13 protein-coding genes are annotated in these 13,452 nt (G+C 72.8%); 12 read left to right on the forward strand and 1 reads right to left on the reverse strand.

Going from position 1 to position 13,452, the window contains the following annotated elements; translation table 11 throughout:
- Nucleotides 1-72: 72 nt before the first annotated feature.
- The 11 genes from J2W20_RS07210 to J2W20_RS07260 all read left to right on the forward strand — a co-directional run bounded on the left by J2W20_RS07210 (nucleotide 73) and on the right by J2W20_RS07260 (nucleotide 9,602).
- Complete coding sequence (locus J2W20_RS07210) at nucleotides 73-1,068, forward strand: flagellar motor switch protein FliM (RefSeq protein WP_307005781.1); 996 nt, start codon at nucleotides 73-75, stop codon at nucleotides 1,066-1,068.
- Entirely contained in the window at nucleotides 1,065-1,754 is a 690-nt protein-coding gene (gene fliN, locus J2W20_RS07215; RefSeq protein WP_307005782.1) for a flagellar motor switch protein FliN, read from the forward strand. The genes J2W20_RS07210 and fliN overlap by 4 nt, the downstream gene beginning before the upstream one ends.
- Nucleotides 1,755-2,198, forward strand: a complete 444-nt coding sequence (gene fliO, locus J2W20_RS07220; RefSeq protein ID WP_307005783.1) for a flagellar biosynthetic protein FliO — start codon at nucleotides 1,755-1,757, stop codon at nucleotides 2,196-2,198.
- A 29-nt stretch (nucleotides 2,199-2,227) separates the two neighbouring features.
- Nucleotides 2,228-3,073, forward strand: coding sequence for a flagellar type III secretion system pore protein FliP (gene fliP, locus J2W20_RS07225; RefSeq protein WP_307005784.1), 846 nt, complete (start codon nucleotides 2,228-2,230; stop codon nucleotides 3,071-3,073).
- The gene (gene fliQ, locus J2W20_RS07230) at nucleotides 3,070-3,345 is read left to right on the forward strand and encodes a flagellar biosynthesis protein FliQ (RefSeq protein ID WP_307005785.1); all 276 of its coding nucleotides are present in this window, start codon (nucleotides 3,070-3,072) and stop codon (nucleotides 3,343-3,345) included. The genes fliP and fliQ overlap by 4 nt, the downstream gene beginning before the upstream one ends.
- Nucleotides 3,346-3,352: 7 nt before the next feature.
- The gene (locus J2W20_RS07235; protein WP_307005786.1) at nucleotides 3,353-4,111 is read left to right on the forward strand and encodes a flagellar biosynthetic protein FliR; all 759 of its coding nucleotides are present in this window, start codon (nucleotides 3,353-3,355) and stop codon (nucleotides 4,109-4,111) included.
- The gene (locus J2W20_RS07240; RefSeq protein ID WP_307005787.1) at nucleotides 4,111-5,280 is read left to right on the forward strand and encodes an EscU/YscU/HrcU family type III secretion system export apparatus switch protein; all 1,170 of its coding nucleotides are present in this window, start codon (nucleotides 4,111-4,113) and stop codon (nucleotides 5,278-5,280) included. The genes J2W20_RS07235 and J2W20_RS07240 overlap by 1 nt, the downstream gene beginning before the upstream one ends.
- Nucleotides 5,277-7,313, forward strand: coding sequence for a flagellar biosynthesis protein FlhA (locus J2W20_RS07245; protein ID WP_307005788.1), 2,037 nt, complete (start codon nucleotides 5,277-5,279; stop codon nucleotides 7,311-7,313). Before J2W20_RS07240 ends, J2W20_RS07245 begins: the two co-directional genes overlap by 4 nt.
- A complete protein-coding gene (locus J2W20_RS07250) occupies nucleotides 7,291-8,286 on the forward strand; it encodes a hypothetical protein (RefSeq protein WP_307005789.1) in 996 nt (331 codons plus the stop codon). Before J2W20_RS07245 ends, J2W20_RS07250 begins: the two co-directional genes overlap by 23 nt.
- Nucleotides 8,287-8,322: 36 nt before the next feature.
- Nucleotides 8,323-8,568, forward strand: a complete 246-nt coding sequence (locus tag J2W20_RS07255; protein ID WP_307005790.1) for a carbon storage regulator — start codon at nucleotides 8,323-8,325, stop codon at nucleotides 8,566-8,568.
- Nucleotides 8,569-8,735: 167 nt separating this feature from the next.
- On the forward strand, nucleotides 8,736-9,602 hold the full coding sequence (locus J2W20_RS07260) for a sigma-70 family RNA polymerase sigma factor (RefSeq protein ID WP_307005791.1): 867 nt from the start codon (nucleotides 8,736-8,738) through the stop codon (nucleotides 9,600-9,602).
- 54 nt (nucleotides 9,603-9,656) lie between these two features.
- Here the strand turns inward: J2W20_RS07260 and J2W20_RS07265 are convergent, their stop codons facing one another.
- On the reverse strand, nucleotides 9,657-10,280 hold the full coding sequence (locus tag J2W20_RS07265) for a hypothetical protein (protein WP_307005792.1): 624 nt from the start codon (nucleotides 10,278-10,280) through the stop codon (nucleotides 9,657-9,659).
- A gap of 157 nt (nucleotides 10,281-10,437) precedes the next feature.
- Between J2W20_RS07265 and J2W20_RS07270 the strand changes: the two genes are divergently transcribed.
- Nucleotides 10,438-13,431 carry a transglycosylase SLT domain-containing protein gene (locus tag J2W20_RS07270; RefSeq protein WP_307005793.1) on the forward strand — a complete coding sequence of 998 codons (2,994 nt, stop codon included), beginning with the start codon at nucleotides 10,438-10,440 and terminating at the stop codon, nucleotides 13,429-13,431.
- Nucleotides 13,432-13,452 lie beyond the last annotated feature (21 nt).

Consider the following 13,452-nt stretch of genomic DNA (forward strand, 5'->3'; position numbering starts at 1 on the left):
GACGCTACTCCGCGTCCGCGGAACCGGCCAGAGCCCCTTACCGCGCCGCGCCGCCTGCCGATAGTGAAGGGCGTGACTGCGCAGGACCTCGGCATGCCCCAGGCCAAAACCGCCGAGCCGTACGACTTCCGGCGTCCCACCACTCTCGCGCGCGAGCACAGCCGCATCCTCGAGGCGGCCTTCGACTCGTTCGCCCGCCAGTGGGGCACCCAGCTGACCGCGAAGGTCCGCACCAAGTCCACGGTCACCACCGAGTCCCTCCTGGTGCAGACCTATGACGAGTACGTCGCCTCCCTCGTCCCCGTGACCACGATGGTCCGCTGCGTCCTCGGCGAGCACCCGGCCAAGATGGTCGTCCAGTTCCCCACCCCGGCCGCCCTCGGCTGGGTGGCCCGGATGCTCGGGGGCCACGTGGACACGGCCGGCCTCGAACGCAAATTCACCCCCCTCGAGCACGCGCTGGTGAAGAACCTCGTGGACGAGGCGCTCGACGTCCTCGCCTACTCGCTCGGCCCGCTCCTGCCCGCCACGGCCAGGGTCGAGTCCATCCAGCACAACTCCCAGTTCGCCCAGGCGGCAGCGACCGCGGACCTCATGGTGGTCGTCGCGTTCACCGTCCGGGTAGGGGAGTCGGCCACCGCGGTGACGGTCGCGATCCCCGCCGACGCGCTGCTGCCGCAGCTGGGCGCCGTGAACCCGGTGGCCAGCGCCGAGGACGCCCCCCAGCTGGTGCGCCGCCAGCTCGCCGAGGTGCCCGTCGAGGTCGCCATCCGGCTCGCGGAGGCGACCATCACTCCGGAACAGGTCCTCGCCCTCGCCGTCGGCGACACCATCTCGCTGCCCCACCACGAACGCGAGCCGTTCCGCGTGAGCGTGGGTGGGCGGGACCTCGCCCAGGCGATGGTGGTCCGCAGCGGGTCCCGGGCCGCGGCCCGCATCGTCGCGCTCACCGCGCCACCGCCCGACGCCGCGCCCCAGAGGCCGGCCGCTGTGCCCGCCTCGCACCCTGCCACACCCCACCCCCCGGCATCCCACCCCGCCGTCGCCATCAAGGAGTACCGCCCGTGAGCACCCCGGCCCGCACCGCCTCTGCCGCCGAGCAGCTCGCGGCCGCCCTCCCCGTCCCGGGCCTGCGCGTCTCCGGACCGGCCGCAGGGGTTCCCGCCCCCGTGGCAGCCGTGGTCTCGGCCTCCCTCATCGGGCCCGCCACGGCGGAGATCGCGCTCGGCCTCGTGGACACCGGCTTCGTCGCCGAGGCGGGCGGCGGGCCGGCCGCGCGCACGACGGCGGTGCTCCGGCCCGCGCTCGAACGCGCCGCCGCGGCGCTCGGCGACGGAGTCCTGTCCGAGCTCGTCGAGGGAGACCCGGCAGGGCTCCTCACCGGCGGACCCGACGCCGACGGCGTCGCGGTATACGAGATCTCCGACGGCGCAGCCCCCTTCGGCTGGTTCGCCGTGCGGCTCGCGGACGAGGCCTGGCAGGCCGAGGACCCCGGGACGTTCGCAGACCGGCTCGGGCGCATCCAGGACGTGGAGATGGCGCTGACGGTGGAGATCGGCCGCACCCGCATGAGCATCCGCGAGGCCCTCGCCATGGAACCGGGCAAGGTCATCGAGCTCGACCGCTCGGCCGGGGCGCCCGTGGACGTGCTCCTCAACGGGCGCCGGATCGCGCTCGGCGAGGTCGTCGTCGTCGACCAGGACTACGCCGTGCGCATCTCGCGGATCCTCGACACCGCCGAGGCCCAGCGCTGAATGGACTCGCTCATGCTGGGCCTGCGGGTCCTCGTCTCGCTCGGCGCCGTGCTGGGGGTCATGTGGCTCCTGTACCGGCGCCTGCGCCGCGGGCCGGCGGCGGCCAAGGGCAGGCCACTGAGCGTCGTCTCCCGGCAGAGCGTCGGGCCCAAGGCCTCCGTGGTGCTCGTGGACACGGACGGGAAGCGGTTCATGCTCGGCGTCACCGAGCACGGCATCAGCGTCCTGCACACTGCCGAGGCCCCGGCCCCGGAACCCGTCGAGGCTGAGGCACCCGCCGCCGCGACCCGCCGCGCGGCCCGCCACGCGGCGTCGTTCGACGCCGAGCTGGCAGCCCAGCAGGGACGGCTCGCTGAGCAGCCGGCACCGCTGGCCGGCTCCATCCTCGATCCCGGCACGTGGCGGCTCGCAGCCGGCGCGCTGCGCGCCGGGCGGCGGCCGTGACCCTCTCGCTGGACACAGGGAGGGCGCGGGTGCCCGCGTGGGTGCCCCACGCCGTCGTGCTCCTCGCCCTCGCGGCCCTCGCCGCGTTCGCGCTCCTCCTGGCCGGGGCCGCGGCGGGCCACGCCGCCGGCCTGCCGCTCGAGCCCACCGCCCCGGCTGGCCCCGGCGACCCGACCGCCCCGGCCGCCCCCGGCGGCAGCGGCGGACTGACCCTGCAGATCAACACGCCGGACAACGCGCCGTCCTCCGCGGTCGTGACCCTCATCGGCATCACGCTGCTCTCGGTCGCGCCCGCGCTGCTGCTCATGATGTCCTCGTTCACCAAGATCTTCGTGGTCCTGGCGATGACCCGGAACGCGCTCGGGCTCGCGTCCGTGCCGCCCAACCAGGTCCTCGCCGGCCTGGCCCTGTTCCTGTCCCTATTCATCATGTGGCCGGTGGTCAGCGACATCAACAACCTCGCCGTCCAGCCCTACCTCGGCGGCCACCTCGACTTCGGCCACGCGTTCACGGCGGCCAGCGGGCCGCTGTCCAAGTTCATGGTCGCGCACACGCGCCAGGAGGACATCGCCCTCATGACCCGGGCAGCCGGGCTCGAGAACCCCGCCAGCCCCGCGGCCACCCCGCTGCAGACCCTCATCCCCGCGTTCATGATCTCGGAGCTGCGCTCGGCGTTCATCATCGGGTTCGTCATCTTCATCCCGTTCCTCATCATCGACCTCGTGGTCTCCGCCGCGCTCATGTCGATGGGCATGATGATGCTCCCGCCGGTGATGATCTCGCTGCCGTTCAAGATCCTGCTGTTCGTCCTCGTGGACGGCTGGGGGCTCATCATCACCGCGCTCATCCAGAGCTACCACGGAGGTCCCTCGTGAACACCTCCGCGGTCCTCGACATCCTGCTCCAGGGCCTCCTCGCGGCGGCGAAGCTCTCCGCCCCGGTCCTCGTGACGGCCCTCGTGGTCGGGCTCGCGGTCTCCCTCGTGCAGTCGATCACCCAGCTGCAGGAGGCCACCCTCTCGTTTGTGCCCAAGGCCGTGGCCGTGGCCGTGGCCCTCGTGGTCTGCGGGCACTGGATGATCTCCGAGATGGTCTCCTTCACCAACGACCTCTTCGCCAGGATCCCCTCCCTCCTCGGATCGGCGTGAGGGCCGCATGGACATCCCCATCGACCAGGGCTGGATCGAGGCCGTCATGCTCGCCGCGGTCCGCATGACGGCATTCCTCTTCATCGCGCCCCCGTTCTCCCACAACGCGTTCCCGGCCCGCATCAAGGCCATGCTCGGCGTGGGGCTCGGGCTCGCCGTGTCCTCCCGCGCGGCCGCCGGGCGGCAGCCGCTCGACACGGCCGGCTTCGTCACCGGACTCGTCCTCGAACTCGTCACCGGCCTCGCCCTCGGCTTCCTCGTCTACCTCGTGTTCGCCGCGCTCCAGGCTGCAGGCTCCCTCATCGACCTCTCCGGCGGGTTCCAGCTCGCGCAGGGCTACGACCCGCAGAGCATGGTCAATGGGGCCCAGTTCACCCGGCTCGTGCAGATGGCGGCCCTCGCGCTCCTGTTCTCCTCGGACGGGTACCAGGTGGTCCTCGCGGGCCTGACCGGCAGCGTCACTGCCATCCCGCTCGGCGGCGGCCTCGATCTGGCCAAGCCGGTGGCGGCCATGGCCACCGCGGCGACCGGCATGTTCGTCTCCGCCGTCCAGATCGCCGGTCCGCTCATGGCCGTCCTCTTCCTCGCCGACGTGGGGCTCGGCCTCCTCACCCGCGTCGCCCCCGCCCTCAACGCGTTCCAGATGGGCTTCCCGCTCAAGGTCCTCATCACGCTCGGCCTTGCCGGCGTCATGTTCCTCGCCCTGCCCCGGGTCGTCGCCGCGCTCGCCCAGCAGGCCGCCTCCCTCCTGATGGGGGTGAGGTGATGGCGGACTCCCAGGAGCGCACCGAGAAGGCCACCGACAAGCGCCTGCGCGAGGTCCGGTCCAAGGGCCAGCTCTCCCGCTCGCAGGACCTCACCGCGTGGCTCGCCGTCGGCGTCGGGGCCATCATGCTCCCCTCCACCGTCTCCCGCGCCGCGGACGCCGGCGCCGCCCAGCTGTTCACCGCCGCCTCCGTCGCGGCGAGCCCGGATCCCGCCAAGGCGGTCGCGGCGCTCACCGACGGGTTCGGCTCCCTCGCCGGCACCGTCGGGCCGCTCGTCGCGGCGGTCTTCGCCGCGGTCCTCGCCGGCTCGGCCCTGCAGGGCGGCGTGCACGTGAAGCGGTTCAAGGCCTCGTTCGAGAACTTCAACGCCGCCCAGGGGCTCAAGCGCATGTTCGGCGTCCAGGCCCTCTGGGGCGGTGTGAAGGCCCTCGCGAAGACCGCCGTGGTGGGGCTCGTGCTGTGGAACGTGGTGCAGGGCCTCGTGCCCGTCCTGCTCTCCGCCGGGGGACTCCCGATCACGGGCCTGCTGGCCGAAGCGGGCAACGGCGCGGCATCGCTGCTGCAGTTCGCGGTCGCGGCGGGCGTCCTGCTCGCCATCGCGGACGTCGCGGTCGTGATGCGCCGCAACCGCACCAAGACCCGGATGACCAAGCGGGAGGTCAAGGAGGAGGCGAAGACGAGCGAGGGCGACCCGCTCGTCCGCTCCCAGCGACGTTCCCGGCAGCTGGCGATGTCCCGCAACCGCATGATCGCCGCCGTGGCGAGTGCCGACGTCGTCCTCGTCAACCCGACCCACGTGGCCGTGGCCCTGCGCTACGAGCCCGGCAAGTCCGCCCCGCGCATCGTCGCCAAGGGCGCCGGGACCGTGGCCGCCCGCATCCGCGAGGAGGCCGAGAAGGAGCGCGTCCCCATGGTCCGCGACGTCCCGCTCGCCCGGGCCCTGCACGGCGCGTGCGAGCTCGGGCAGGAGATCCCGCTCGAGTTCTACACCGCCGTCGCCGGCGTCCTCGCGTTCGTCATGGCCCTCAAGGCCCGCGGCGCGGCGGCCGGCGTCCACACCGTCCCGCAGCGGCCGGCGGTGCTTGCGGGGCGCTCGGCGCTTGGTGTCCCGCCCGCGCTTGCTGTCCCGCCCGCCCCGCCCGTTCCCACCCGAGGAGCCCCGCTGTGAACCGCACCCTCTCCCGGCTCGCCGTGCCGATCGGGATCGTCGGCATCGTCCTGCTCCTCGTGGTGCCCGTCCCGGCGCCGCTGCTCGACGTCCTGATCGTGTGCAACATCCTGCTCGCGCTGGTCATCCTGCTGACGAGCATGTTCGTGAAGAAGCCGCTCGACTTCTCGGTGTTCCCCTCCCTGCTGCTCGTCGCGACCCTGTTCCGGCTCGGCCTCAACGTCGCCTCCACGCGCCTCGTGCTCGGGCAGGGCTTCGCGGGCCAGGTCATCGCCGCGTTCGGCAAGGTCACCGTGGGCGGGTCCCTCATCATCGGCGCGGTCGTGTTCGTGATCCTCGTGGTCATCCAGTTCGTCGTGGTCACCAAGGGCGCCGAGCGTGTGGCCGAGGTCGGGGCCCGGTTCACGCTCGATGCCATGCCGGGCAAGCAGATGGCCATCGACGCCGACCTCAATGCCGGGCTCATCACCGACGTCGTGGCCCGCCAGCGGCGCGCGGAGGTCTCCGCCGAGGCCGACTTCTACGGCGCCATGGACGGCGCGTCGAAGTTCGTCAAGGGAGACGCGATCGCCGGGATCGTGATCATCGTGGTGAACATCGTCGGCGGCATCGGCGTGGGCATGGCCCAGCGCGGCCTGTCCCTCGGCGACGCCGTGGGGACCTACAGCCTCCTGACCATGGGCGACGGGCTCGTCACCCAGATCCCCGCCCTGCTCATGGCCGTCTCGACGGGCATGATCGTCACCCGCTCCAATGCCGAGGCGGACCTCGGCCAGGCCGCGTCGAAGCAGCTCTCCCAGTCCCGCAACGCCCTGCTCATCGCGGGCTGCGCCGCCGTGGTCATGGCGCTCATCCCGGGCATGCCGCCGCTGCCCTTCCTCGGCGTCGGCGCCGTCCTCATCCTCGCCTCGCGCCGGGTGAAGCCCGCGGACGACGCCGCTGCTGCCGCCGCCTCCGCGGACGCCGCACCGGAGCCGGACCCGAACCAGCTGCTCCTCGAGCAGATGCGTGTCCATCCGCTCGAGATCCTGCTCGCCCCGGACCTCGTGGACCTCGTGGGCGGCTCGCCGGACGACCTGCTGGCCCGGGTCAAGTCGCTGCGGCACAAGGTCGCCATGGACCTCGGCGTCGTCATCCCCGCCGTGCGCACCCGCGACAGCGTCGAGCTCCCTCCGGCCACTTACGCCATCCGGGTCGCCGGCGTCGAGGCCGGGCGCGGCACCGCCCCCACCGGCAGGCTCCTCGCGCTCGGCGACTTCCTCGACGCGCTGCCCGGGACCGCCATCGTCGAGCCCGTCTTCGGCCTCGCCGGCAAGTGGATCCCCGCGGAGATGCGCCACAGCGCCGAGATGACCGGTGCCACCGTCATCGACCGCGTGAGCGTGCTCGTCACCCACCTGTCCTCGATCGTGACCGCCAACGCCGCCCGCCTCCTCTCGCGCGAGGACGTCCGGGTGCTCACCGAGGGGGTACGGGCCACGAGCCCGGCGGCGGTCGAGGAGCTCACCCCGGCGCTGCTGACCCTCGGCGAGCTCCACCGCGTGCTCCAGGGCCTCCTGTCCGAGCAGGTGCCCATCAACGACCTCACCCGCATCTACGAGGCCCTCGCGCTGCGGGCCAAGGCCTCCGCCGATCCCGAAGGCCTCATCGAGGCGGCGCGGCTGGCCCTCGGGCCGGCCCTCGTCGCGCGGTTCGCCGAGAACGGCAGGCTCTCCGTCATCACCGTGGAGCCGGTGCTCGAGCAGACCCTCGTCCAGGACCTGCGCCCAGGGGAGACCGGGACCCAGCTCGTGATGGACCCCGGCAAGCTCGACGCGATCTTGACCTCGCTCAGTTCCGCCGTGGCCGCCGCCGAGTCCGCCGGCAGGGCCGCGGTGCTCGTGTGCGCGCCGATGCTGAGGCCGGCGCTGCGCCGGCTCGTGCCCCACCCGCCCGCCGGCGTCCCGGTGCTCTCCTACGCTGAGGTGACGTCCGCGGAGCTGGCTATCGAGACGATCGGGGTGGTGCGCCTTGGCTCAGCAGTTCCAGCTTAGGGGCGCCTCCCTCGACGACCTCGCCCGCGAGGCCGTCCAGACCTACGGCGCCGCGGCACGGATCGTCCGGGCCGAGCGCGTCCTCGACAGCGGCCTCGGCGGCTTCCTCGGACGCCGCCACATCGAGGTCACGGTCCACGTCCCGGACGAGGTCGGGGCACCCACCCCGGCGGCCGGCCCTGCCCTCCCGCACCTGCTGACGGCCCGCACCGGGATCGCCGCGCTGCTGGAGGAGGCGGAGAGCGCCGAGGACGCCCTCCGCACGGTGCACGGGCCCGCCAGGACTCACGGCCCCGGACCCGCCGCCGACCCTGGTGAAGGCGGAGGTCCCGGGGCTGCCGGGGCACCTGCCGCAGACCGGCCCCACCGAGCCGTCTCAACCGAGGCGACCGACTTCGACGCACTCCTGCAGCGGCTGCGCCGCGAGGTCGACGCCGGCGCGGTCCCCACGCCGCTCTCCGCCCCCGGCGACCTCGTCCTGGTCCTCGGAGTCGGGGGAGCGGCGGGCGACGTGGTGCAGTCGATGGCCGAGCACGCGGGGCCGGTCGACCAGTTCGGGCCCGCGGAGCACCCCGGCCCGAAGACGGGGTGGGAGCTGTACGGGGCGGGCGCCGTCGGCCTCGCGGGTCGGCCGCACCTCGACCGCCGGTGGGATGCCGTCGCGGCGCGCGCCGCCGCCGTCGAGGAGGGCAGGGCCGTCCTCGTTGCCTGCTCGCTCGGCCCGTTCGCCGACGGGCTGCCCCACCTCGAGGCCGCCGCCGAGCTCGCCGCGGACCAGGTCTGGCTCGCGGTGGACGCGCGCCACAAGCCGGAGGACACCGCGGAGTGGACCGACCGGGTGCGCGGCACCCTGCCGGTCGACGCGCTCGCGGTCCTCGGCGCAGGGGAGACCCGCACAGCCCACACCGTCAACCGCCTGGGGATTCCCCTAGGCTGGGTGGACGGATCGCCAGCACCACGGACGGTGCTCTAGAGGGCGCCACGCCCGCTACCCACGGAAGGGAACACTATGCTCGTCCTGACCCGCAAGCCCGGTGAGAAGATCATGATCGGCGAGGACATCGTCATCACGTTCCTCGAGAGCCGAGGCGGTGAGGGCATCCGCATCGGCATCGAGGCACCGCGCCACCTGACGGTCAAGCGCGAGGAGATCTTCGAGGCCGTGGCGGATGCGAACCGCGCCGCGACGCACGCCGACGCCGCCGAGGTGCTGCGCGGCCTGCCCCCCGCTGCCGTGCCCACCGAGAAGGCCTGAGAGGCGGCGTCACCCCTTTTTTCGCGCATGACACGGTGTGTCACGCGCGGCGAATGGACATGTACAACGTTGTCAGGATAAGAATGTACATGTCCAATGAGGTGACGGCTGGGGTCGTCGATGTCCCTCCATGGGCTTCACGCCGGCTTGGTCTCACAGGGGTGCACGTGGATATCGGAGAGCGCAACAGCCTCGTCCTGCAGAATCTGCCGCTCGTCGGCTACCTGGTCTCCGACCTGTGCGCGCGGGCCACCCACCTCTCGCGCGAGGACATGGCCTCCGTGGGTGCGCTGGGCCTCGTGCTGGCCGCGGACTCCTACGACCCCTCGACCGGCGTCCCCTTCGGCGCCTACGCCAGGCGGCGCATCACGGGCGCGCTCTCCGACGAGCTGCGCTCGCTCGACTGGGCGGGGCGCGGCACGCGCAAGCGCATCAAGGCCGTCCAGGCCACCGCCGAGGCGCTCGCCGGCGGGCTCGGGCGGCAGCCCACCGAGGACGAGCTCGCCACCGCCCTGGGGCTCACCCGCGAGCAGGTGCGGGACACCTTCGCCGACGCCTCCCGCACCGTGGGGGCCCTCGACGACGCCGCGGAGGCGCTCGTGGCCGAGGCGGTCGCGCCGGAGGATGCCGTGCTTGCGGCCGAGCGCACGCAGTACCTCCGGGCCGCAGTGCAGGCGCTTCCCGAGCGGCTGCGCTCCATTGTCACCGCGATCTACCTCGAGGGCCGTGCCGTCAAGGATGTCGCCGCCGAGCTTGGCATCACTTCCTCCGCCGTCTCGCAGCAGCGCAGCGAGGCGATGCGGCTGCTGCGCGAGGGCCTCGAGCGGCACTTCTCCGACCGTGAGGCCCTGAACAGCCCCGAGCTCCTCGGGGCTGTTCAGGCCCCGGCGACCGGTTCGGCGAGGATGGTGCCGTACCTCGAGGCCTTCGCGGCCGCCGCCAACGGCATCCGGCGGGGCGGGCTCCGGCGCGAGGCCGCCTCCATGGCCGCCCGCGCGTTCGCCGGTCCTGCGGTCTTCGCCGCGGAGTCGTAGCGGCCCGCCGGGCCACACGGCCCCGCGGCCCCTCGCGGCAGCGGCGGCGCCGGCTCAGGCGGCGCCGATGAGCCCTGCGAACGGCGCGGGGCACTCCTTCGGAACCGGGACGAGCTCAAGGCTGATGCCCCGGCCCATGTCGGTAGCCCTCGCCTCGATACCGAGCTCGACCCTGGCCCGCACGGACACGGGGATCCGTTCGGCGACCACGACCGGGACCACGGTGGTGTGGGGGCTGCGGTGCTGTTCGGCCCGCGCAGCGGCAGACGAGCGGGCCAGCTGGTCCTCGTCGCAGGAGCCGTGCTGGACGTCGACGGCGTACCGGATCCCCGTCGCCGGGTCGTCCAGGATGAGGCTGTGGATGCCCCGCGGGCAGAGGGGAGCGTGCCGCAGGGCCCCCAGGCCGAGCATGCCCGGGTCCGCGGCGATCTCGTCGCGCAGCCAGTGCGGGCGGATGTCGGGGCGCCGGGCGAGCCTCGTGCTGTCGAGCCGCACCGCGTCCCAGTGGGACAGGTCGGCCAGAACGGTGCGTCCGGTGGCGTCGTCTGTGAAGCGGAGGCATCCGGTGTCGGTCCTGCCGGCCACCGTGCCGGTGCGCTCCTCGCCGCCGGCGAGCAGCGCGAAGCGGTCGCCTTCCTCCAGCACGATCGCGGCAATGGCAGGGCTGATGTGGCTCATGCGGGCATGTCTCCTCGGTCCCGGGCTGTCCCTCCCGGGCACGCCTGATTGTACATGTCAAAGCGAGCGGGACCGGGAAATGGCCGGGAATTAGTTGTACATGTCAAATTCACCGTAGTATTCGCACTGGAACCAGTCGCCCATGGAGGACTACCCAATGCGCCGCAGTCCGAAGCACCGCGCCGAGCCCGCCGGGAGGCCCAGGAGCGATGCCCTGGGGGGCCACGCTGCCAAGAACGCGCGCGCCGTCGCCTCCACCGCCGCGTCGCTGGCGGTCGCGCTGGCGCCGTCCCTGCTCGGAGGAGCACCCGCACACGCCGCCCTCGCCGCAGCTGTCACCGCCGGCTACCCGCAGCGCGCGGCCCAGGTGGGCGTCACGATCGTCACCCTGCAGACCAAGGACAAGAGCGCCGCAGACGCTGCGGCCCTCGACGTGACCGCCTACCGCAACGCGGTCGCCTCCGCGAGCAGCTACTGGTCCGCCATGTCCGCCGGCCGCATCAGCCTGCGCGTCACCAAGGTCGTCGCGGGGTTCAAGACCTCGGCCTCCTCGGGCGACGACTTCGGCACCATCATGAGCACGGTGTCCCGCGAACTCGGCTGGACTCCCGGCTCTTCGACAGTCCTCCTGCTCGCCGTGCCGCGTGACGACATCCTGGTCTCCGGCAGCAAGGGGAACCTCGGGGCCGGCTGGGCGGCGAGCCAGACCAGCGGGCGGATCCTGCTGCCGCGGCCCTCGAGCTTCACCGGGCCCGTGACCGCGCACGAGATGGGCCACATCCTCGGGATCGGCCACGCCAACACGCTCCAGTGCAGCAACGGGGCCGTGGACGCCGTCCGGGCCGGGGCCCGCTTCGCGGACACCTCCTGCAGCACCCGCGGGTACGGGGACGGCACCGACCTCATGGGCATCTCCCGGTACAGCCAGCCCCAGCTGAACGCCTACCTCTACGAGTACGGGGGCATGGGCCGCGGGGACGAGATCGCCAACATCGGCACCCCCGGCGCGGCCTCCACGTACACCCTCACGCCCTGGGCCGGCGGGGCCCCGCGCCGTGCAGCCAAGTTCAAGGACCCCTCCACCGGCGAGTGGTACTACCTGCAGTACCGGGCGCCGGTCGGGTACGACGCGCCCACGGCGCTGGCGGGCAACCAGGGAGTGCAGATCATCAAGGGCGGCCTCGACGAGAGCGAGTCGCTCCTCATCCCGCCCACCACCAAACCGTTCTCCGGCGTCTATGCAGCCAACCTCGCCTGGCAGCCGGGCCAGACCTTCACCACGGCCGGGGGCACCCGCGTGAGCATCAACGCCGCCGGCGCCGCCTCCGCGACGGTCAGCATCACCTCCAAGGGCGCCGTGCCGGAGAACGTGGCGGCCCTGATGGACGCGAAGGCCGCGCAGTTCGGGCTGGGGCCGGGCTTCGGCGGCATCGGCACCCTCCGGGACGGCGGCCTCTACCACATGTACCAGCGGGGGGCCGTGGTGTGGACCCCCTCCGCGGGAGCCCGGGTCTCCAAGGGGGCGATCCGCGGCGTGTGGCAGCGGCTCGGGTTCGAGAACGGGTCGCTCGGCTTCCCCACGTCCGATGAGATCGGCGGCCTCAAGGACGGCGGCGTGTACCAGATGTACCAGGGCGGTGCGATCGTCTGGTCACCGCAGAATGGTGCGTTCGAATCGAAGGGGGCGATCCGCGGCGCGTGGCAGCGGCTCGGCCTCGAGGACGGAAAGATGGGCTACCCGACCTCGGGCGAAGTCGGCGGCCTGAGGAATGGCGGCGTCTCCCAGATGTACGAGGGCGGGGCCATCGTGTGGTCGCCCCAGACGGGCGCCTTCGAGTCCATGGGTGCGATCCGCGGCGCGTGGCAGCGGCTCGGCCTCGAGAAGGGCAGGCTCGGCTACCCGACCTCGGGCGAGGTCGGCGGGCTGAGGAATGGCGGCGTCTCCCAGATGTACGAGGGCGGGGCCATCGTGTGGTCGCCCCAGACGGGCGCCTTCGAGTCGACGGGCCCGCTCCGCGACAGGTGGCTGAAGCTCGGGGCCCAGAACGGCGACCTCGGCTATCCGACTTCCGCCGAGATCACCGGCCTCAAGGGCGGCGGCAGCTCCCAGTCCTACGAGGGCGGTGCCATCGTGTTCTCCCCGGCGACCGGAGCCTTCGAATCGGTCGGCGCCATCCGTGCCGCCTGGTCAAGCCTCGGCTCCCAGAACGGGAAGCTCGGCTACCCCACCTCGGGGGAAGCCTCCGGGCTCAGGGGCGGTGGGGTCTCCCAGTCCTTCCAGGGCGGGACCATCGTCTGGTCGCCGAGGACCGGGGCACACGAGTCCCTCGGGGCGATCCGCGGAGTCTGGACCAGCATGGGTGCGCAGGACGGCGCCCTCGGCTACCCCACGAGCGGCGAGATCGGCGGACTGAAGAACGGCGGCGTCTACCAGCAGTACGAGGGCGGCGCCGTCATGTGGTCCCCCAAGACCGGGGCGCACGAGTCCATGGGCGCCATCCGGGCGGCCTGGGGAAGCATGGGCTACGAGAACGGCAAGATGGGCTATCCCACCAGCGGCGAGTACGCGATCAGCGGCGGCGTCGCCCAGAACTTCGAGGGTGGAAGGATCGAGTGGAACAGGAGCTCCGGGATCAAGGTCATCGCGTCGGTGGGCGCGGCCAGCGGGACGGTCACACCGATCCCCGCCCCGCCGCCCGCTCCTGCCCCCACGCCGAGCCCTGCCCCCGCGCCGACCCCGCCGCCCGCCGTGAACACTGAGACGGCAGCCCAGATCCAGTCCATGGTCCGCCAGACCGCCGTGCAGATGGGCGTCGACCCGGCCCTGGCCCTCGCGGTCGCCGAGCAGGAGTCCAGCTTCCGCCAGAACGTCACCTCTCCAGTGGGCGCGATCGGTGTCATGCAGATCATGCCCGCCAACCGCGACTGGCTGGCCGGGATGACCGGACGTCCCACACTGGACCTGAACAGGACGGCAGACAACATAGCCGGCGGCGTCGCAATGCTCCGGTGGCTCACCGCGGAGGCGAAGAACCTGGACGAGGCCATCGCCGGCTACTACCAGGGGCTCGGATCGGTCCAGAGCCGCGGCATGTACGACGACACGAAGGTCTACGTCGCCCAGGTCAAGGCCCGCATGGCCAAGTTCTGAGCGCCGGGCGACGGCCGCGGC

Source organism: Sinomonas atrocyanea, assembly GCF_030812675.1.
In the GTDB taxonomy this organism is placed as follows: domain Bacteria; phylum Actinomycetota; class Actinomycetes; order Actinomycetales; family Micrococcaceae; genus Sinomonas; species Sinomonas atrocyanea_B.

What these genes read in the sequence shown, in the direction of transcription:
- J2W20_RS07235 (WP_307005786.1), top strand. Translation starts at nt 3,353, where the DNA reads ATGGACATCCCCATCGACCAGGGCTGGATCGAGGCCGTCATGCTCGCC.
- fliO (WP_307005783.1), top strand. Translation starts at nt 1,755, where the DNA reads ATGGACTCGCTCATGCTGGGCCTGCGGGTCCTCGTCTCGCTCGGCGCC.
- J2W20_RS07240 (WP_307005787.1), top strand. Translation starts at nt 4,111, where the DNA reads ATGGCGGACTCCCAGGAGCGCACCGAGAAGGCCACCGACAAGCGCCTG.
- J2W20_RS07255 (WP_307005790.1), top strand. Translation starts at nt 8,323, where the DNA reads ATGCTCGTCCTGACCCGCAAGCCCGGTGAGAAGATCATGATCGGCGAG.
- J2W20_RS07270 (WP_307005793.1), top strand. Translation starts at nt 10,438, where the DNA reads ATGCGCCGCAGTCCGAAGCACCGCGCCGAGCCCGCCGGGAGGCCCAGG.
- J2W20_RS07265 (WP_307005792.1), bottom strand. Translation starts at nt 10,280, where the DNA reads ATGAGCCACATCAGCCCTGCCATTGCCGCGATCGTGCTGGAGGAAGGC.